This window comes from Stenotrophomonas sp. SMYL8 (assembly GCF_036320065.1).
Lineage (GTDB): Bacteria > Pseudomonadota > Gammaproteobacteria > Xanthomonadales > Xanthomonadaceae > Stenotrophomonas > Stenotrophomonas maltophilia_A.
Window position 1 is genome coordinate 1 of sequence record NZ_JAWIRR010000016.1, and the last position, 19,934, is coordinate 19,934.

Sequence of the window (19,934 nt, forward strand, 5' to 3'; positions counted from 1 at the left end):
ACGCCGCAGGCGCCTACACCGGCACCAGCGGTGCGTACAAGGTGAGTGATGAAGTCACCCCGTACGTGGGCCTGGTCTACGACATCACGCCGAACGTCTCGGCGTATGCCAGCTACACCGAGATCTTCAACCCGCAGAACTTCAAGGACCGCAACGAGAACCTGCTGGCGCCAGTACAGGGCTCGAACCTGGAAGCGGGCATCAAGACGCAGTGGTTCGATGGCCGCCTGACCGCCAATGCCGCCGTGTTCGAAGCCAAGCAGGACAACTACGCGGTGCGTGACATGGGCGTGCCGGAGGGTTCGCTGAGCGATGGCACCTCCGCCTACGTCGGCGTCAACGGCACCAAGGCGCGCGGTTGGGAGATGGACGTCAATGGCGAGATCCTGCCGGGCTGGACGGTCAATGCCGGCTATACCCACGTCAAGGTCACCCGCGCCGCCACCGATCTGCTGTACGCCAACCCGCCGGAGGATCTGTTGCAGCTCAACACCCAGCTGCAGCTGCGCGGTGCGCTGGAACGCCTGAGCGTTGGCGGTGGCGTGCAGTGGCAGAGCAGGGTGCAGGGCTACAACATCGCCTACCCGCTGGGCGGCACGGTGACGGTGAACCAGCCGGCCTACATGCTGGTGCAGTTCAACGCCAACTACCGCATCAGCGACAACTGGACGGCAACCCTGAGCGTGCGCAACGCACTGGACAAGACCTACTGGGCGAATCTGGACTACAACAACTACGGCGAACCGCGCTTCGTGTCGGCCAGCCTGCGCTGGAAGTTCTGAGCCACCAGAAACGGTAATGCCGGCCGCTGGCCGGCTCCAAGCGATGCATCGATGACGCGGAGCCGGCCAGCGGCCGGCACTACCCCGATCGATGCGGGTCATCCTCCATTTCAATCTGAATGGGCCCGCCTTCGCGCGGGCCCTGCTTTTTGCTGCAGTGCGGGTTGCATGCTCGACTGTAATTATGCCGTAATTACATCGACACCAATCGGAAGCCGGTCGATGAACCCGAGCTGGGATACGTTGGAACGCAGCCGCCAGGCCCGCCTGGAACGTGCCGCGCCGTGGGCCCGGGGACGTGAGGTCGCCGCCACCGACGTGGGCGAGCTGCTGCACGCACTGCTGGAGCCGGGCGACAAGGTCTGCCTGGAAGGCAACAACCAGAAGCAGGCCGACTTCCTCGCCCAGTGCCTGGCTGACCTCGATCCCGCGCGGGTGCATGACCTGCACATGGTGCAGTCGGTGCTGTCGCTGCCCTCGCACCTGGATGTGTTCGAACGCGGCATCGCCTCGAAACTGGACTTCTCGTTCTCCGGCCCGCAATCGGTGCGGCTGGCCAACCTGGTGGCCGAAGGGCGCATCCAGATCGGTGCCATCCACACCTACCTGGAACTGTTCGGCCGCTACTTCATCGACCTCACGCCCCGCGTAGCGCTGGTCGCCGCGCAGGCCGCCGATCGCCACGGCAATCTCTACACCGGCCCGAACACCGAAGACACCCCGGTCATCGTCGAGGCCACCGCGTTCGGTGGCGGCATCGTCATCGCCCAGGTCAACGAGATCGTCGACACCCTGCCCCGCGTCGACATCCCTGCTGACTGGGTCAACTTCGTAGTGCAGGCCCCGAAGCCGAACCACATCGAGCCGCTGTTCACCCGCGACCCGGCGCAGATCTCCGAGATCCAGGTGCTGATGGCGATGATGGCGATCAAGGGCATCTACGCCGAGTACGGCGTGAACCGCCTCAACCATGGCATCGGCTTCGACACCGCGGCCATCGAGCTGCTGCTGCCGACCTACGCCGAATCGCTCGGGCTGAAGGGAAAGATCTGCCAGCACTGGGCGCTCAATCCACACCCCGCACTGATTCCGGCGATCGAATCGGGCTTCGTCAAATCGGTGCATTCGTTCGGTTCCGAACTGGGCATGGAGAAGTACATCGCCGCACGCAGCGATGTGTTCTTCACCGGCGCCGATGGCTCGATGCGCTCCAACCGCGCGTTCTCGCAGACCGCGGGCCTGTATGCGTGTGACATGTTCATCGGTTCCACCCTGCAGATCGACCTGCAGGGCAACAGCTCCACCGCCACGCGCGACCGCATCGCCGGCTTCGGTGGCGCACCGAACATGGGCTCCGATGCACGTGGCCGCCGCCATGCCAGCGAGGCCTGGATCAAGGCCGGCCAGCAGGCCGCACGCCCCGGTGAGATGCCGCGTGGCCGCAAGCTGGTGGTGCAGATGGTGGAAACCTTCCGCGAACACATGGCACCGGCCTTCGTCGATCGGCTGGACGCCTGGGAGCTGGCCGAGCGCGCGGACATGCCGCTGCCACCGGTGATGATCTATGGCGACGACGTCAGCCATGTGCTGACCGAGGAAGGCATCGCCAACCTGCTGCTGTGCCGCACTCCTGAGGAACGCGAACAAGCGATCCGCGGCGTGTCCGGCTATACCGCCGTGGGCATGGGGCGCGACCGCGCGATGGTGGAGAACCTGCGCGACCGCGGCGTGATCCGCCGTCCCGATGACCTCGGCATCTCCGTGCGCGATGCCAGCCGTGACCTGCTTGCGGCGCGTTCGGTGAAGGACCTGGTGCGCTGGTCCGGCGGCCTGTACGACCCGCCCAAGCGCTTCCGCAACTGGTAAGGGGCTGAGCATGGAAACCCTCGACTATCGATTCGAAGGACACACGGCGGTGCAGTTTCCGCGCGATGCAGTGCTGGTCGGCGTACTGGCCTCGGGCAATCTGGAAATCCTGCTGGAACCGGCCGCACTGGACGGCGCGATGACGGTGCGCATCATCACCGCCGCGCAGGGCTTTGGCCGCGTCTGGGAGGCGGTGATCGGTGATTTCGCACAGCGCCATCCACTGCGCGATGTACGCGTCTCGATCAACGACGCCGGCGCAACCCCGGCGGTGGTCAGCCTGCGCCTGGACCAGGCGGTGGAAACGCTGCTTGCTGGAGATCCACGATGAACCGGACGCAGCGCCACAGTTACTACGAAGCCGATGCACGCGAGCGCATCGCCGGGCTGATCGACGCCGGCTCGTTCCGTGAATTCCTCGGCCCAGCGCGGCGGATGATGAGCCCGCACCTGGCACAGCTCGACCAGCCCGCGGCGTTCGACGACGGCATCGTTGTCGGCGAAGCCACACTGCGCGGCCGACGCGTGCTGCTGGCCGCACAGCAGGGTGAATTCATGGGCGGCGGCGTGGGCGAGGTGCACGGCGCCAAGTTGACCGGGCTGCTGCACCGTGCAGCGGAAACCCGACCTGACGGTGTGCTGCTGCTGCTCGATACCGGTGGCGTGCGCCTGCACGAAGCCAATGCAGGGCTCATCGCCATTTCCGAGATCATGCGCGCCACGCTGGATGCGCGCGCTGCAGGCGTGCCGGTGGTGGCGCTGATCGGCAGCGGCAACGGCGCATTCGGTGGCATGGGCATCGTCGCCCGCTGCTGCAGCACGCTGGTCATGTCCGAGGAAGGCCGGCTGTCACTGTCCGGGCCGGAAGTAATCGAGACCGTGCGTGGTGTGGAAGAGTTCGATTCCCGCGATCGCGCGCTGGTCTGGCGCGTAACGGGAGGCAAGCACCGCTACCTGATCGACCAGGCACAGGTGCTGGTGCCCGATGCCATCGAGGCGTTCGCGCAGGCTGCCAGCAATGCGCTGCAGCCCGATACCAGCAGCACCGATCCAGATACTGCACTGGCCGCGCTGCAGGAACGCCATGCGGCACTGAAGGCGCGCGTGCAGGCCTGGGGCGATTGCCGCGATGGCCTGGAGATCTGGGCGCGGCTGGGTATCACTACCCCCGAGCGACTGCCGCTGCTCGACACCGATGCGTTCCTCATCGCCACCGCCGACCGGAGCCTGCCATGAGCATGCCGCTGCAGACCCTGCTCGATGCCCTGTTCCCGCATGGGCATGCCATTGCGGTGAACGATTCGGTGCTGACCGGTAGCGCCACCACCGAGGATGGCGAGGTGACCGTGATCGGTACCGCCGACAAACTCGAAGTCGGCGTGGACCACGCATTGGCACTGGCCGAAACCGTGCTTGCCAGCACCGCCGCGCTTCCACAGCGACCGATCGTGATGCTGGTGGACACCGCTGGCCAGCGCCTGGCGCGGCGTGACGAACTGCTTGGCATCAACGGCTACTTCGCTCACTTGGCGCAGACGCTGGATCTGGCACGCCGACGCGGTGCGCGGCTGGTGACCCTGGTCTATGGCGAGTCGGTCAGCGGCGGCTTTCTGTCGTTCGGCCTGATGGCCGACCACATCCACGCCCTGCCCGATGCACAGGTGCGGGTGATGGACCTGCGCGCGATGGCGCGGGTGACCAAGCAACCGCTGGAGAAACTGCAGGCACTCAGCCAGACCTCGCCGGTGTTCGCGCCGGGCGTGGAGAACTACGTGGCGATGGGTGCGGTGGAATCGCTGTGGGAGGGCGATCTTGCCCAGCACCTGCTGCAGGCGCTGCGCACGCCCGCCGAAGGCGACCTGCGTGCCGCACGCGGCGCACATCGCGGCGGTCGTACCCTGGCGGCAGGGGTTTCGACTGCGGTGGCCCACGGCGATGCCTGAGCGGCCCGCCCGCCACACGCTGGCCTGGCTGTCGGCCGATGCCGACTGGCGGGCTGACGTGACTGCACAGGAACCACGCCTGGCAGCGTGGTTCGCGCAGGGCCTACCGGCCATGGTGGCGCGCTGTGCGGCGGACGACCCCGACCCTCGGCTGCGCCTGGGGGTACCGCTACCGCCAAGCGAAGGCAAGCAACGGCTGGCGCTGCGCGTGGCCCTGCAGGACGTCCAGCAGCTGCAGCCTCCCCCTCCCTTGGATCACGTTCTCGCCGGCGGCGTTCCGGCGGATTGGCAGGCGGCGTTGCAGGCAATGCTGCGGCTTGCACCAGCCCGCGTATTCGGCGCCTTCGCATGGCAGCACCTCAGCGGACTGCCCTATGTGCACCCGCGCTCGGACATCGACCTGCTGTGGCAGGTGGATGACGCGCGCCAGGCCGACCTGCTGGTCGAACGCCTGCAGCACTGGGAAAGCGCCTACGGGCATCGCGTAGATGGCGAACTGTGCCTGGTGGATGGTGGCGCGGTGAACTGGCGCGAATACGCCGGTCGCAGCCGCGAAGTACTGGTCAAACGCATTGATGGTGCCGCTCTGGAACTGCGCGAGGCCTTGTTCAACGCCACTGGAGTTGTCGCATGAACGCTGTCGTGAAGCGCGTCGCCCGGTCCACCCCGGCGGTGGACAGCGCGCGCCTGGGGCGCCTTGCCATCGCCAGCCTGCACGCCGAACTGGCCCTTGCCCCCAAACCGGGACTGGTTACACCGTTCGATCGCGGCAGCCACCACGACATGGATGCCGGCACCTTCCTGCGCAGCCTGTTCGCGTTGCGCCACTATTTCATCGCCGTGGCCGACGCCGGTGCCAGCGCGGCGCCGTTCCAGACGCTGCGCCGGCATGGCATCGCTGCCGAGATATCGATGCTGCACGCCACTGCGGGCATCAACACCCATCGCGGTGCGATCTTCAGCCTTGGCCTGCTGGTGGCCGCGTCCGCTGCCTGCTGGGGCCGCGCGGGCCGTGTCGCCGCAGCCGAGCAGGTCTGCCAGGAAGTGCGCCGTTGGACGGCCGAGCTCGCCGACGCGCCTCTGGATGCGAACAGCCCTGGCCAGCGCGCGCGTGCACGGCACGGCGTGCAAGGTGTGCGCGAACAAGCGGCCGCCGGCTACCCGCTGCTGCGCGAAGTGGCACTGCCTGCCCTGCGCCACGCACTGACCAGCGGCCTGCCACGCGAGGCCGCGATGTGCCAGACCCTGATGCAGCTGATCGCGTGCGTGGATGACCTCAACCTGCTGCACCGCGGCGGCGCCGACGGCCTGCGCTGGGCCCAGCGGCAGGCACGCACCTTCCTGGACGCCGGTGGCACCTTCGCGCCGGACTGGCAGGTACATCTGCGTCGCATCGGTGACGGCTTCGTCATGCGCCGGCTGAGCCCGGGCGGCAGCGCAGACCTGTTGGCCTGCAGCGTGTTCCTGCTGCAGCAGGAGCAGGCATGAGCCTGGCCCTGCTCTGCCCCGGCCAAGGCGCGCAGCACGCGGCGATGTTCGATCGCGTGCGCGATCTAGCTGCCGCGCGGCCGGTGCTCGATGCCACGAGCGAACTGCTCGGCCGCGATGTATTCGCCGCTGCGGCGGCCGACGACCGCTTCGACAATGTGCGGGCGCAACCACTGCTGTGCGCAGCAAGCCTGGCGCATTGGCAGGGCCTGCGCGAGGTATTGCCAACGCCGACGGTGATCGCGGGTTACAGCATCGGCGAGCTGGCCGCACATGCCATCGCCGGCGGCGTCGATGCGGCCACCTGCCTTGCCCTGGCTGCGCAGCGCGCGCTGTTGATGGACAGTGCCAGCCCCGCCGATGCAGGCCTGCAGGCAGTGCTTGGCCTGGAACGCCATGTACTGCAGCCGCTGTGCGATCTGCACGGAGCGCACGTGGCCATCGCCAACGGGCAGGACCATTTCATCGTGGGCGGCACGCACGCCTCATTGCAGCGGCTGGCCGATGCCGCGCGGCCGCAGGGTGCGGACATCCGTCCACTGCCGGTGCACGTGCCTGCACACACACCGTTGCTGACAGCGGCGGTCGCACCGTTCGCTGCCGCACTCGACGCCTCGCCACTGCAGGTCCCACGCCTGCCGCTGCTGGCCGGCATCGATGCGCGACCGGTGCGGGACCGCGCAACGGCAGTCCACACGCTGTCGGCGCAGCTCGCGCAGACCATCGAATGGGCGCAGGTGATGCGCCAGGCCTTCGAGCGTGGCGCGCGGGTGTTCCTGCAGCTGGGCCCGGGCAACGCATTGGCACGCATGGTCGCGCCGGCCTATCCGTGCTGCGAGGTGCGCGCGGTGGAAGAGTTCCACAGCCTTGAAGGCGCGGCGGCATGGGTTCGCAGTGCGCTGGAGCGGCTGCAGTAACGGGTTCGAGCAGTACGTATCACGCAACACGCAGTACGTCGCCTTACCCCGGGATGGCGGGTCTCCATCCGCGCTGTACGTGAGTCACGTGTCTGGGAGGGCGCATGAGTCCACAAATCGCAACGATCATCGGTCTGGTGATCATGTTCATCGTTGCCACCGCGATGCCGATCAACATGGGCGCCGTCGCCTTCGCGCTGGCCTTCATCATCGGCGGGCTGTGGGTCGACATGGGCGGCAAAGAGGTGCTGGCCGGCTTCCCCGGCGATCTGTTCCTGACCCTGGTCGGCATCACCTATCTGTTCGCCATCGCGCAGAAGAACGGCACCATCGACCTGCTGGTGCACTGGGCAGTGAAAGCCGTGCGCGGCCATATCGTGGCCATTCCGTGGGTGATGTTCGTGATCACCGCGGTCCTCACTGCGTTCGGTGCACTGGGCCCGGCGGCGGTCGCGATCATCGGCCCGGTCGCGCTGCGCTTTGCCAAGCAGTACAACATCAATCCACTGATGATGGGCCTGCTGGTCATCCATGGTGCGCAGGCGGGCGGCTTCTCGCCGATCAGCGTGTACGGCAGCATCACCAATGGCGTGGTGCAGAAAGCCGGGCTGGAAGTGACCGAGATGGCGGTGTTCCTGACCAGTCTGGGCTTCAACTTCATGATGGCGACGATCTGCTTCTTCGCCTTTGGTGGCATCGCCCTGCTGCGCCGTGGCTCGATCACCGCAGCAGGAACACTCGGCAATGCCGAGCTGGCGATGGCCGGTGGCCCGCAGGCGTCGTCGCGCCAGTTCGCGATCGAAGGTCATGGCGCGCTGGTCGCGGCAGGCGGCGGCACGCTCAGCAATGATCCGGTGGCACTGGATGCGGTGAACCTGACCCGCGAGCGGTTGTTCACCCTGATCGGCCTGCTCGGCCTGGGCGTGGCCGCGCTGATCTACAACCTCAACGTCGGCCTGGTCTCGATCACCGTGGCGGTGGCGCTGGCGCTGTTGTCCCCGCAGAGCCAGAAGGGTGCGGTCGATGGCATCAGCTGGTCCACCGTGCTGCTGATCTGCGGCGTGGTGACCTACATCGGCGTGCTGGAACATGCCGGCGCGGTGGACTTCATCGGCAACGGTGTCTCCGACATCGGCATCCCGCTGCTCGGTGCGCTGCTGGTCTGCTACGTCGGCGGCATCGTTTCCGCATTCGCTTCGTCGGCAGCGGTACTCGGTGCGACGATCCCATTGGCGGTGCCGTTCCTGATGCAGGGCCACCTCAGCGCCGCCGGCGTGATCTGCGCGCTGGCGGTGTCATCCACCATTGTCGATGTCAGCCCGTTCTCGACCAATGGCGCACTGGTGGTGGCCTCGGCAGCGAAGGAAGAGCGCGAGACCCTGTTCCGCCGCTTCCTGGTCTACAGCGGACTGGTGGTGGCGCTAGGGCCGCTGCTGGCCTGGCTGGTGTTCGTGGTGCCAGGCTGGATGTAACCACCCAACGGTAGTGCCGGCCGCTGGCCGGCACTCTCATGAAGCCATCCAGCAATCATGGGTTGCCGGCCAGCGGCCGGCACTACCTGGCGGTACACTTCCACCATGGCCATTGCCCCTGCCCCGCGGTCACCGAAGAAGCGCGCGCCTCTGTACGAAGAGGTGGCCGAACACGTGCGCGAGCGCATCTACGATTACCGGCTGCCGCCGGGAGAATGGATCGACGAGCCCGCGCTGTGCGAAGAACTGGGCATCAGCCGCACGCCCCTGCGCGAGGCGCTGAAGCTGCTGGCCGCCGAAGGCCTGGTGCAGATCGATGCGGGTCGTGGCAGCCGGGTCACGCGACTGACGCTGGAAGACCTCAACCAGCTGTTCCCGGTGATGGCGATGCTGGAAGGCCGCTGCGCGCATGAGGCGGTGAAGCACATCGACGACGCCGGCGTGCAGCAGCTGGAAGACCTGCATGCAGCGATGGAAGCAGCGGCGGCCGAGGGCAACATCGCCGAGTACTACCGCAACAACTACCTGATCCACGAAACCGTGCAGCACTACGCGGGCAACCCGTGGCTGATCCGCATCACCCACGACCTGCACCGCATCCTGAAGATGCACCGTGGCCGCCAGCTGTTGACGCCGGGCCGCACCGCGCAGTCGTTGGCCGAACACCGCGAGCTGATGGAATGCTTCCGCCGCCGCGACGCGCAGGCCGCCGAACGCACCATGGAACGCCATCTGCTGAGCCAGGGCCAGGCACTGGCCGCCTATGTCGCGGCGGGCGGGCTGTTGAATGTGCCAGCGCCGTTGCCGACCGAAGGCGGCGGCTGAGCTGTTGAGGTTGCCGGCCAGCGGCCGGCACTACCGGCCGCAGCCAACCGCTGTTCTGTAGAGTCGAGCCATGCTCGACTGCCTTTCGATCAGGCACCGCGGCGTTGGAGCGAAGTGCAGTCGAGCATGGCTCGACTCTACAGAGACCTCAATCGCTGCAGCTGCCACCACCACCGTCACTGCTGCCGCCGTCGCTTCCACAGTCGGAGCTGCTGTAGCTGTGATGACTGTGGCTGTCCCCGGAATAGCCGCCGGAGAAATCGGCGGGCCCACCGCCACTGCCATCGCTCCGCGCGGGTGAGCCATCGGCCGTGGCCACCGCCATGCACAGGATCGCGCCGACCAGCGGCAGCAGCCAGACCAGCAGCAGCTGCACCGTCCGGCCGCCCACCGACAGGCCATCACGCCTGACGATCACCACGGTAGCCACCACGTTCAGGCCCAGCACCAGCAGGACCAGCAGAAGGGCAACGATCAGCATTCGGCGACTCCGTGCCTGGACTGGGGGCATTATGGCCTGCCACCCCGGCAATGGCCCTGCCTGTCATGAAGATGGGACAATGTAGGGCGCGCCGGCCTGCCCCGTGGCCGCCGGCGCCCCCCGCACCACACGGAAGAAGAAGAACAACAACATGCTGAAAGTCATTTTCGATACCGACCCGGGCGTCGACGACGCCCTGGCCCTGCTGTACCTGCACAAGCACACCCAGATCGACCTGATCGGCGTCACCACCACCTTCGGCAACGCCTCGGTGGAGTCGACCACGCACAATGCGCTGTACCTGAAGCAGGCCTGGGGCTTTGCCGCTCCGGTCGCGCGCGGTGCCGGTGGCCCGCTGCAGCCGGAAGCCACCCCGGAAGCCTGGCCGGTGCACATCCATGGCCACAACGGGTTGGGCAATCACCCGGTGCCGGCCAGCCTGGACGTGGCCGCCGATGCGCGCCCGGCCCACCAGCTGATCATCGACCTGGTCCGCGCCCATCCGGGCGAGGTGACCCTGGTCGCGGTCGGCCGCATGACCAACCTGGCCCTGGCCCTGCAGCAGGCCCCGGACATCGCCGGCCTGGTGCGCGGCGTGGTGATCATGGGTGGCGCTTTCCACGTCAACGGCAACATCACCCCGGCCGCCGAGGCCAACATCTGGGGCGATGCCGAAGCCGCCGACGTGGTGTTCACTGCCAGCTGGCCGGTTACTGCGATCGGTCTGGACGTGACCACCCGCGTGGAAATGGACCGTGACGGCCTGGACACGCTGGCTGCCATCGGCGGTGCCGACGCCGAGCTGGTCCGTGCGCTGTCGCAGGACTACGTGGACTTCTACCTGCAGGCCGGCCACAAGGGCATGGTCGTGCACGACTGCTGCGCGTGCATCGCGCTGACCCGCCCGGAGCTGTTCCAGTTCGAGCGCGCCAGCGTGCGCGTGGCCACCGACGGTGTCGCCCGCGGCATGACCATTCCCAAGCCGGAAGGCCTGGCGTTCGGTCCCAGCGTGTGGGATGGCCACGTGGTGCAGTCGATTGCCATCGGCGTGGATGCGGCCGCGGTACTGGCCGACATCGAGCAGACCCTGAAGGTCTGACCCGCTAGCGCTTGGCCCTGCCCGGGACCGTCTCGGGCAGGGTCCACAGCACCGGCAGCACCAGCACCGCCACCAGCGCGATCATCGCGCCCGGCGCCGCTGCCCAGCCGCTGCGCTCCACCCACCATTGCGCCAGCCAGGGTGTTGCGCCGCCGAAGAAGGCGGTGGCCATGGTCACCCCCAGTGCCAGCCCGCTGACCCGGCCTTCGCCGGGGAACTGTTCAGCCGTGGCAGGGGCCGCGACCGCGCTCACGCCACCGGCCACGCAGGCCAGCAGCACCGCCGCCAGCGCGATGCCCAGCGCCGTCGCCTGTGCCATCCACGCGAACAGGGACAGCGGCAGCAGCGCTGCCAGCACGGTCAGGCCCAACAGCATCGGCCGTCGCCCGACGCGGTCGGACAATGCGCCGCACAGCGGCGTGATCGCAATGACCGCCACTGCCGCAATCGTCGACAGCCACAGTGCATCACCTTCGTCATGACCCTGCGCATGCAGGAATGCCGGCACATAGGTGATGCCGACGTAATAAGTGATCGATCCCAGCGCCGAGATCGCAAACGTGCGCGCTACCGCCAGCGGGTGGTTACGCAATACGTGGCGAAGCGGCGTAGCCGGAATACTGCCCTCGCGACGCTGGCGTTCGAACTCCGGCGATTCGTGCATGCCCGAGCGCGCAACCAGGATCACCAGTGCCAGCGCGGCACCGAAGAAGAACGGAATGCGCCAGCCCCAGCTGTCCAGCTGCGCCGTGGGCAGCAGCGCAACCGTAAGCGCCGAGATCGCCACCGCCAGCAGCGCGCCCACCTCGCTGGCCGCCGATGCCAGCGAGGTCACCAGGCCGCGTCGCCGTGCTGGTGCGCTTTCCAGCAGGTACGCCACCACGCCGGTGTACTCACCGCCCACCGAAAATGCCATCACGCAGCGCAGTACCAGCAGCAGCACGCCCGCCGTAGTGCCCGCCGTGGCCGCAGTCGGCAGCAGCGCGGTGGCCAGCATCGCCGCTGCCATCAGGGCCATCGATGCCAGCAGCATCCAGCGCCGGCCCAGCCGGTCCCCCAGGTGGCCGAAGCACAGTGCGCCCAGCGGGCGCATCAGGTAGGACACCGCAAAGCCGGCCAGGGTGACCAGCAGCGCCTGCTCGCCACCACCGAAGAACACCCGCGACAGCACCGTGGCGAAGTACAGGTACAAGGTGAAGTCGTACCACTCCACCACCGTGGACAGGCCGGCCACCCACATCGAGCGCTGCCGCTCGGCAGTCATTGCGTGTTCGCCTTCAACAGCCTCGATCCCGGTTGCGCAGGTTCGGGGCAGGATGTCACGGCCGGGGTGAAATACCGGTCATCGGCTGTCCGTCGCCTGCATGTACTGGGTTTCATGGCCGGTGAATCGCTCACCGTCAAAGCCGAAGCAGAAGCGTCCTTCCTCGAACACGCGGTAGACCAGCAACGCACCATCAAGGCAGAACTGTTGCTGGTCCACACCCGTTTCCAGGGTCCCGTAGCCGGTGGCGTCTCCGCCCTTCCCCGCCGGCCCGGTGAAGGCATCGAACGGCAATGGCGTCGCCCTGCCCGTGCGGGTATCGACCAGCACCAGCGTGCGCTGGAAGTACTCGGGTCGATCATCGACCTGCACCAGCAGATAGTGCTGGTTGAAATCGGGTTTCTGGTGCTGGAGGGCATCTTCAATGGCGGCGCGGTGCTGCGCATCGCAGAAATCGACCGGGCTGTAGCGGTAGCTGCAACCGTCGTGGTCGTAGGGCAGGTTCATGCCGGAATAGCTGATGCTCCCCTCGCTGTCCACGTCGTGGCCCAGTTCCGGGGTGCTGCACAGCAGCCACGAACGCTGCGCATCTTCAGGATCGGCCATCAGCTTCGGTTCGCGGCCCTGCTCGTAAGACGCGCCGCCCGGAAATTCCTGCCCGAAGCGCTGGCGGACGATGGGACGCGCCTTCTCCAGCGGCAGGCCGATCTTCACGCCACGGAACGAGACGAAGGTCATCGTCGGCAGGATCACCTCCTCCACCGGCAGTCCCTTCCACTGCCCCTGCACGCAGAACGTGGCGATCTCGTTCTCCTCGTCCTCCTTGCAGGGCTTCGGCGTATTCGTGGCCAGCCAGGGATGTGCCGGACGCTCGGTCTGAACGTCGATGTACCAGCCGTCCAGCGCACAGCTCGGCAGCGCATCGAGCAGCGGAGAGAGGTCTTCTGCCATGGCCGGGGCGGCAAGCGGTGTGCCCGCTGCGGGTACTCCGGTCGGCGCATCCGTTGTGCGCTGGCATGCCGCCAGCGCGAGCAGACCAACCAGCAGCGCGACGTGGCGCGGACGCCGGATTGAATGATGCGCTCCCTGCATTGCGTGTTTCCTGGTTTCAGAACTCAGTGCAGATGATCGCCGATCCCGGGCCGGCTGGGACGCTGGGTGCTGCGCGACCTCCACGCATGGCGTGGAGCTACCCGGTGTGCTGGCTTGCCGCTCTGTAAGCGGTGTAGGCATCGAGGATCTTCTGCATCCGGGCCTGCTGCTTCACACCCATCGGTGCCCGTTGCACACGCTTCAGCAGCGTCTTCCACATATATCCGGAACGGAAGAAGTACGGGCGCACCTCAAGGAAGGTCAGCACGACATCCACCGTATTCGGATCCTGCTCAGCCAGTTGCTTCAGTGCATTGGCGTAGCCACCCGGGAAAGCAAGCTGTTCATAGCGCTGGTTGTATTCCGCGCAGGCTGCTGTGTGCCGCTGCATTTCTTCCGGGCCACGCCAGCGCGCGCCAGCGGCTTCGCGGATGGCTTGGCGCAGCCGATTGATCTCGTCCGCATTGGCGCGGATCAGACGTTCCATGGGTGCGCGGGGATGGTTCCTTCCCTGTGGTTTGTCAGGGGTCACGGGGCGCGGCGCAGGGTGATCAGGGTGATCTCCGAAGGAACGCCGATGCGTGCCGGGAAACCGGCCCACAGGCCAGCACCATTGCTCACGTACAGTGTCATGCCATCCACCTCGTAACGCCCGGACACATAACCGCCATTGGCGCGCTTCACCAGCTGGTCCATGCCGATGATCTGCCCGCCGTGGGTATGCCCCGACAACTGCAGCTTCACCCCACGCGCGGCAGCCTCGCGTGCGTTGCGCGGGCGATGGTCGAGCAGGATCACCGGCGCGCCCGGATCGGCGCCAGCCAGCGCGGCCTCCAGGTCCGGCAACGGCAGGCCGTAGCGTGCCGCCACCGGGTCGGTGACACCGGCGATGGTCAGCGCCGCGTCACCGCGTCGTACCTGCAGATGACTGTTCTCCAGCACCTGCATGTGCAGCGCGCGGAACGCCTGCATCCAGTCCTGGTACTGCGCGTAGTACTCGTGGTTGCCGGTGATGGCAATGACGCCATCCGGCGCCTGCAGGTCGGCCAACGGACGCGCGTCGTCGCGACGGGCCTCGACACTGCCGTCGATCAGATCGCCAGTGATCACGATCAGGTCCGGCTTCAGCGCATTGCTCTCCTCCACCACCCTGCGCACCCAGTCGCCGGTCAGCAGGCGGCTGGCATGGATGTCGGTCAACTGCAGCACGCGATAGCCATCGAACGCGGCCGGCAAGCCGGCGATGCTCACCTCGATCTGCCGAGGCTTGGGGACGGCCATGCCCTGGCTGACGCCATAGCCACTGACCAGCAGCGCCAGCACACCCGCCGCCGGGCGCAGCTTCGGCGCGCGCAACGCCGATACAGCACGTGGCCTGCGCAGGATGCGCGACACCAACAGGCCCGCGTCCAGCACCAGCAGGAACAGCGCCAGCAGCAGTACGGCAGTCGAACCCGTGGCCAACGAGGCGATGGCCAGCTTCGGGATTTCCGGCGAGGCCATCGTGCCCCAGAACATGGCGACGATGCGCAGCTGCACGGCAACGCTCACCAGCAGCAGCGACAGCACGACCTTCATCCAGATGGGCATGCGCAGTGGCCAGAACAGGCGCCAGGCCACATACAGGCCCATCAACAAACCGATCGTACTCAGCACTGCAACCATCCTGGAAAGAAAGCGGGCCCGCCATGGTGACGGTTGCCGGCAGTGTTGTGTAGAGCCGGGCCCGTACCCGGCTGCTCAGGAAGCAGTCGAGCATGGCTCGACTCTACAGAGGGCCAGTCGAGCATGGCTCGACTCTACGAAAGCCCGATGCGTTCCACCCGCAGGCGGGCGATGCGACGCTTCTCCATTGCCAGTACGGTGATGCGTACATCCGCAATCTCCACCGTGTCACCGATGTCCGGCAGGCGACCCAACTGCTCCAGTACCAGTCCGGAGATGGTCATGTAGTCGGCACTGCGCGGCAGCGACACGCCGGCCAGGCGCTGCAGGTCGTCCAGGGTCAGCGCACCGTCGGCCTCCCACTGGTTCTCGCCCTGCGCCTCCACGCCATAGCGCTCGTCCTGGGTGTCGACCAGGTCACCGGCAATGGCCGCCAGCAGATCGTTGGCGGTCACCAGGCCTTCCACACTGCCGTACTCGTCCACCGCCACCGCCAACGGCACCGGGTGCTGGCGGATCAGTTCCAGCGCCTGCAGTGCGCTGGCGCTGGACAGCACGTACTGCGGCTCGCGCAGGTTGCCCTCCAGCTGCAGCGGCCTGCCCTGCAGCAGGTCGGCCAGAAGGTCGCGGCTCTGCACCACGCCGCGCAGGCTGTCCAGGTCGCCATCACCCACCAGCAGGCGGGTGTGCGGCGATGCCACCAGGCGTGCCACCACATCCTCCTGCCCACGTGCCAGGTCGATCCACTGCACGTCGGCACGCACGGTCATCACGCTCGACACCGGGCGATCAGCCAGGCCCAGCACGCTGCGGATCATCTCGTGCTCGGCCGGCTGCAACCGCTCTTCGGCATCGACGTGTTCGTCAGCGTTTTCGTCGTCGTGGCCATTGGCCGGGCGCGCGCCCAGCATGCGCAGCACGGCGTCGGCGGTACGCTGGCGGAACGGCTGGCGACGCTCGTTGCGCTCACGATTGAAGCGCACCCACTGGTTGAAGGCTTCAACCAGGATCGAGAAGGCGATCGCCGCGTACAGATAACCCTTCGGAATCTTGTAGCCCAGGCCTTCGGCCACCAGGCTGAAACCGATCATCAACAGGAAGCCCAGGCACAGCACCACCACCGTGGGATGCTTGTTCACGAAGCGGGTCAGCGGCTTGCTGGCCACCAGCATCAGCGCCATCGCGATGGTCACCGCGGCGTACATCACGCCCAGGTTGTCGACCATGCCGACCGCAGTGATCACCGAGTCCAGCGAGAACACCGCGTCGAGCACCACGATCTGAGCCACCACCATCGCGAAGCTGGCGTAGACCTTCTTGCCATCCTCGTGATGCTCGCGGCCCTCCAGCCGCTCGTGCAGTTCCATCGTGCCCTTGAACAGCAGGAACAGACCACCGCCCAGCAGGATCAGGTCACGCCCGGAGAAGCTGTGGTCGAACAGCGTGAGCAGCGGTTCGGTCAACTTCATGATCCATGCCAGCGCGGCCAGCAGCACCAGCCGCATCAGCAGGGCCAGCGCCAGGCCGATCACCCGCGCGCGGTCGCGCTGGTGCGGCGGCAGTTTGTCGGCCAGGATCGCGATGAACACCAGGTTGTCGATGCCGAGAACGATCTCCAGCACGACCAGGGTTGCAAGGCCCATCCATATCGAGGGGTCAGCCAACCATTCCATTTCAGGTCCGTTTCGTCAGTAGGTAAGGGAAAAGGGGAAACACTCAGTCAGCCTCCTGCGCCTGCGCCGGGTCATGCCCGAGCAGGTCACCGGGCGTGCATTGCAGCTCACGGCAGATCGCATCAAGTGTGGAAAAGCGGATGGCGCGCGCCTTGCCGGTTTTCAGGATCGACAGGTTGGCCAGGGTGATGTCGATGCGCCCGGCCAGCTCGGACAGGGTCATGCCCCGTTCCTGCAGCATGCGGTCCAGGGTGATGACGATCGCCATCAGATGACACCGTCGAGGTCATCGCGCATTGCCGCACCCACGGCAAACACGCGTGCCAGCACGAACAGCATCAGTACCGCGACCAGGCCGGTGATCGACATGCCGCCGCCCACCTCCATCCAGGTGAAGTCCGGGCCCATCCAGGCGGCGTAGGCGCCGATCAGGATCGACAGCACCTCCATCGACAGCATCAGCCAGGCCATGCGCTGCAGGCGCTGTGCATTGGCGTGGGTGAACGGCCGCTCGCGCGCCGCCGACTTCAACAGCCGCAGCAGGTGGCGCAGGAACATCAGGCACAGCACCAGCAGCGCGACGATCGCGCCCAGGCCCAGGCAGAAATGCAGGAACAGGTCGCTGCCATGCACGGCAGCGGCATCAGCATCGTGGATGCTGTCGAGCAGCCAGCTGCGGTCGTGGGCGACCAGCGGCACGGCCAGCAGTGCGGCCAGGATGCCCAGCCAGCACATCGCCCGCACCGCCTGTACGGCGGCCTGGGCCAGGGTGAACAAGCCTCGCGCGGGTCTGGCGCGGGCGGGACGAGCGGTCAAGCGGCCTCCGGCATTGGGGTGGCCTCGCCGCCCCGGGTGAATTTATCGATAAACGATATACCACTTGCCGCGTGAAAGGCTGAATCGCGAGCGTGGGCCCTTCAGGGCCCAGGCGCGCCCTGCGCCAGCATCGCTTCGCCCGGGGCCGCCGAGGCCATCGCCTGCACGCCGGCTTCGGCCGCCTGCCGTGTGACCAGGCGGAATCGCACCTGCAGCTTGCCCTGCCCCGGCGTGGCCCAGCCGTACTGGATGGCCACCTGATCGGCCGACAGCGGCCCACGCCCTGGCAGCGACCGCACCTGCAACGGCTTCGGTGCGGCCTGCACCAACCGGGCGAATCCCTTCTGCACGACCGCCGCGTCGGCCTTTTCGGCGTAGACCGTACACGTGCCATCGTCAGCCCAGCTCACCGCATAGCGGCCACTGGCCAGAGGCACCATCCAGGCCACGCCCGATTGCCCCTGCAACAGCGTCGCGGCTTCGGCGGGCTGCAACGGCGACAGCCCATTGGATTCCATCAGCGACTGCAACCGCGCCGGGGCACCGATGTGCTGCATGCAGGCAGTATCGAACAGCTCGCTGAAGGGATCCTGCGCAGGGGCCTTGGCCTTTGCAGTACGCGCAGGTTGCGCCACCGCCAGGGTGGGCAGCAGGGCCAAAGCCAGCCAGAACACAGGACGCATCGGGATTCCACGCTACGGAAAACAGCAGGGAGGATGGCAAAGCCCGGGCGCCACGCGCAACGGGTCATGGCTTGACAGCCGCCGCTGGCGGGAGGAGTATCAGTTAACGAATTAGTTAATTAGCTCGCCATGGACCGTATCTTCGAAGCCCTCGCCTCCACCGCCCGCCGCCAGATCCTGGCCTATCTCAGCGCCGGTGAGCTGAGCGCGGGCGAGCTGGCCGAACGCTTCGACTTCAGCAAGCCGGCGCTGTCCAGCCACCTGCGCATCCTCGAGGAAGCCGGCCTGATCGAACGCGAGAAGCGCGGCCAGTTCGTCTACTTCCGGCAGGTGCCCGACCGCTTGGCCAACACGCTGTTTTCCTGGGCAGCCGAAGTGTGTCCGGTCGGCGGCCCGCTGAAGCGCGAAGCACGCGCGCGCCGCAAGTCCCCAGCCCGCTGAACCGCCCCGCCAAGGAGCATGACCATGCCTGGTTCGACCCGCGACCGCCGTTCGTTTCCAGGGGTGCAGCTTCCGGGGCAGGAGGGCGGAAGCCCGACCGAAGTCACCTTGATCGCGCAGCTCGGCATCGGTGCCGGTGATGCGCTGGTGACCGACGCCAGCCAGCGCCAGCGCCACCACCCGGCCTTCATCGATGCGCTGGACGAGCCTTCGGCGCGACTGGGCGGCATGCATCTGCAGCAGGGCGACGCCTCCTCGCTGTACAGCTTCACCGTCGGTGCCGGTGGTCACCCGTTTCATCGCCATGCAGGCCCGCGCACGTTCACCGCCATCGCCGGAAGCGCGGGCGCCGAGCTGCGCTTCGCCACCGCCTCCGACGCGCAGCTGGCGCGCGATCCCGCTGCCTTCGCACGCACGCTGCGGCGCATCCGCATTCCACCGGACTGCCTGTTCACCGTGCGCTTCGGCGGCGGCACGTGGCACCAGTTCGCATCGAACCATCGCACACATCCGGCGCTGTTCGCGTTGTCCTGCCACAGCAATGAGCTGGCCGGGGCGATGGATGAGCAGGCCCGTGCACAGGTTCAACGCAATGCGGCCGATATCCCCAGCCTGACCGAGGTACTGCCCGATGCCCACTGGCCATCGGCCACTGCACTCTCGGCAGCGCCACTGCTGCAGCTGTCGCTGCAGGCCGCACCCCCCAGCCTGAGTGCTCAGCTGTGCGCGCGTACCCGTGCCCTGCTCGGTCCGCTGCGCCGGATTCCACTGCGGCCGCTGCGCGGGTTCGTCGAACGCGCCACACCGGCCTACCCGGTCCAGTCGCAGGCACCACACAGCGACGGGCTGCTGGCCACTGCGCTGCCGCACAGCCACTACCAGGACCAGACCACGCTGTGCCTGGACAGCGCGCAGGTCGCGCATCACTCCGCGTCGGTACTGCTGGCCGATGTACTGGAAGGCTTCCTGCGAAATCCGCCCACCGGCGTGGGCCACCTGATGGCACTGCGTAACCGCCTCGTGGCGCCGTTGCGGCTGCGTACGTCGCCGCTCGGCTGCCCGGTATCGTCACTGCTGTCGACCGACCGCAGCCGGTTGTTCGCCGGTCGCTACCCGGTGCTGGACGCGCACATCGATGACGGGGACACCTGCGCCGAAGTGCTGCTCGGTGCCGATGATCGCCACCTGCGCTTCCGCAGCAGCGTGCGGGTGCAGCGCTGTGCCGATGGCCACGTCGAGATCAGCCTCGGCTCGCGCGTGCAGACCCGCAATGCGTTCGGCCGCCTGTACATGGCGCTGATCGATGCCGCGCACCGGCACTACGTCGCGCCGGCACTGCTGCGCCGCGCGGTCGAACATGCGCTGGCGCCGGAACTGGCCGATCTCGATGACTGGGCGGAGTACTCCGCGTACAGATGATGCCGGCC

Annotated in this window: 22 protein-coding genes; 13 read left to right on the plus strand and 9 right to left on the minus strand. The window is 67.2% G+C overall.

Features of this window, described 5'->3' with window-relative positions; genetic code table 11:
- From V3B25_RS13535 to V3B25_RS13580, 10 genes are all read left to right on the plus strand, one after another.
- On the plus strand, positions 1–782 hold a 782-nt coding region (locus tag V3B25_RS13535), incomplete at its 5' end, for a TonB-dependent receptor (RefSeq protein ID WP_329810848.1).
- A 222-nt stretch (positions 783–1,004) separates the two neighbouring features.
- Positions 1,005–2,648 (plus strand): malonate decarboxylase subunit alpha, encoded by a 1,644-nt coding sequence (mdcA, locus tag V3B25_RS13540; protein ID WP_100437532.1) that lies wholly within the window; start codon positions 1,005–1,007, stop codon positions 2,646–2,648.
- A gap of 10 nt (positions 2,649–2,658) precedes the next feature.
- Complete coding sequence (gene mdcC / locus V3B25_RS13545) at positions 2,659–2,979, plus strand: malonate decarboxylase acyl carrier protein (protein ID WP_049398883.1); 321 nt, start codon at positions 2,659–2,661, stop codon at positions 2,977–2,979.
- Positions 2,976–3,884: a biotin-independent malonate decarboxylase subunit beta gene (locus tag V3B25_RS13550; protein WP_329810849.1), complete on the plus strand. Its 909-nt coding sequence runs from the start codon at positions 2,976–2,978 to the stop codon at positions 3,882–3,884. The genes mdcC and V3B25_RS13550 overlap by 4 nt, the downstream gene beginning before the upstream one ends.
- A 2-nt stretch (positions 3,885–3,886) precedes the next feature.
- The gene (mdcE, locus tag V3B25_RS13555) at positions 3,887–4,591 is read left to right on the plus strand and encodes a biotin-independent malonate decarboxylase subunit gamma (RefSeq protein ID WP_329810853.1); all 705 of its coding nucleotides are present in this window, start codon (positions 3,887–3,889) and stop codon (positions 4,589–4,591) included.
- Positions 4,584–5,225: a malonate decarboxylase holo-[acyl-carrier-protein] synthase gene (gene mdcG, locus V3B25_RS13560; RefSeq protein ID WP_329810850.1), complete on the plus strand. Its 642-nt coding sequence runs from the start codon at positions 4,584–4,586 to the stop codon at positions 5,223–5,225. The genes mdcE and mdcG overlap by 8 nt, the downstream gene beginning before the upstream one ends.
- Entirely contained in the window at positions 5,222–6,079 is an 858-nt protein-coding gene (gene mdcB, locus V3B25_RS13565; protein ID WP_329810851.1) for a triphosphoribosyl-dephospho-CoA synthase MdcB, read from the plus strand. The genes mdcG and mdcB overlap by 4 nt, the downstream gene beginning before the upstream one ends.
- Complete coding sequence (gene mdcH / locus V3B25_RS13570; protein ID WP_329810852.1) at positions 6,076–6,996, plus strand: malonate decarboxylase subunit epsilon; 921 nt, start codon at positions 6,076–6,078, stop codon at positions 6,994–6,996. Before mdcB ends, mdcH begins: the two co-directional genes overlap by 4 nt.
- A gap of 104 nt (positions 6,997–7,100) precedes the next feature.
- Positions 7,101–8,468, plus strand: coding sequence for an SLC13 family permease (locus V3B25_RS13575; protein ID WP_032127621.1), 1,368 nt, complete (start codon positions 7,101–7,103; stop codon positions 8,466–8,468).
- Positions 8,469–8,573: 105 nt separating this feature from the next.
- Positions 8,574–9,293 (plus strand): GntR family transcriptional regulator, encoded by a 720-nt coding sequence (locus tag V3B25_RS13580; protein ID WP_012510388.1) that lies wholly within the window; start codon positions 8,574–8,576, stop codon positions 9,291–9,293.
- Between the two features lie 148 nt (positions 9,294–9,441).
- On the opposite strand, the gene V3B25_RS13585 is transcribed toward V3B25_RS13580, so the two are convergent.
- On the minus strand, positions 9,442–9,774 hold the full coding sequence (locus V3B25_RS13585) for a hypothetical protein (RefSeq protein ID WP_049422768.1): 333 nt from the start codon (positions 9,772–9,774) through the stop codon (positions 9,442–9,444).
- A gap of 151 nt (positions 9,775–9,925) precedes the next feature.
- Here V3B25_RS13585 and V3B25_RS13590 point away from each other — a divergent pair, with 151 nt between their 5' ends.
- On the plus strand, positions 9,926–10,873 hold the full coding sequence (locus V3B25_RS13590) for a nucleoside hydrolase (RefSeq protein WP_329810839.1): 948 nt from the start codon (positions 9,926–9,928) through the stop codon (positions 10,871–10,873).
- Between the two features lie 4 nt (positions 10,874–10,877).
- Here V3B25_RS13590 and V3B25_RS13595 read toward each other — a convergent pair whose 3' ends face one another.
- From V3B25_RS13595 to V3B25_RS13630, 8 genes are all read right to left on the minus strand, one after another.
- Entirely contained in the window at positions 10,878–12,137 is a 1,260-nt protein-coding gene (locus V3B25_RS13595; RefSeq protein ID WP_049422767.1) for an MFS transporter, read from the minus strand.
- 78 nt (positions 12,138–12,215) lie between these two features.
- The gene (locus tag V3B25_RS13600) at positions 12,216–13,229 is read right to left on the minus strand and encodes a hypothetical protein (protein WP_329810838.1); all 1,014 of its coding nucleotides are present in this window, start codon (positions 13,227–13,229) and stop codon (positions 12,216–12,218) included.
- Positions 13,230–13,326: 97 nt separating this feature from the next.
- A complete protein-coding gene (locus tag V3B25_RS13605) occupies positions 13,327–13,716 on the minus strand; it encodes a hypothetical protein (RefSeq protein WP_329810837.1) in 390 nt (129 codons plus the stop codon).
- Between the two features lie 41 nt (positions 13,717–13,757).
- The gene (locus V3B25_RS13610; protein WP_329810836.1) at positions 13,758–14,894 is read right to left on the minus strand and encodes a metallophosphoesterase; all 1,137 of its coding nucleotides are present in this window, start codon (positions 14,892–14,894) and stop codon (positions 13,758–13,760) included.
- A gap of 134 nt (positions 14,895–15,028) precedes the next feature.
- Positions 15,029–16,567, minus strand: a complete 1,539-nt coding sequence (locus tag V3B25_RS13615; protein WP_329810835.1) for a TerC family protein — start codon at positions 16,565–16,567, stop codon at positions 15,029–15,031.
- 43 nt (positions 16,568–16,610) lie between these two features.
- A complete protein-coding gene (locus V3B25_RS13620) occupies positions 16,611–16,835 on the minus strand; it encodes a helix-turn-helix transcriptional regulator (RefSeq protein WP_032127628.1) in 225 nt (74 codons plus the stop codon).
- Positions 16,835–17,302, minus strand: a complete 468-nt coding sequence (locus V3B25_RS13625; protein WP_032127655.1) for a DUF2975 domain-containing protein — start codon at positions 17,300–17,302, stop codon at positions 16,835–16,837. Before V3B25_RS13625 ends, V3B25_RS13620 begins: the two co-directional genes overlap by 1 nt.
- 182 nt (positions 17,303–17,484) lie before the next feature.
- Positions 17,485–18,066 (minus strand): hypothetical protein, encoded by a 582-nt coding sequence (locus tag V3B25_RS13630; RefSeq protein ID WP_049398870.1) that lies wholly within the window; start codon positions 18,064–18,066, stop codon positions 17,485–17,487.
- 129 nt (positions 18,067–18,195) lie between these two features.
- Between V3B25_RS13630 and V3B25_RS13635 the strand changes: the two genes are divergently transcribed.
- Positions 18,196–18,507 (plus strand): metalloregulator ArsR/SmtB family transcription factor, encoded by a 312-nt coding sequence (locus V3B25_RS13635; protein ID WP_004147836.1) that lies wholly within the window; start codon positions 18,196–18,198, stop codon positions 18,505–18,507.
- Positions 18,508–18,531: 24 nt separating this feature from the next.
- A complete protein-coding gene (locus V3B25_RS13640; protein WP_329810834.1) occupies positions 18,532–19,926 on the plus strand; it encodes a DUF2867 domain-containing protein in 1,395 nt (464 codons plus the stop codon).
- Positions 19,927–19,934 lie beyond the last annotated feature (8 nt).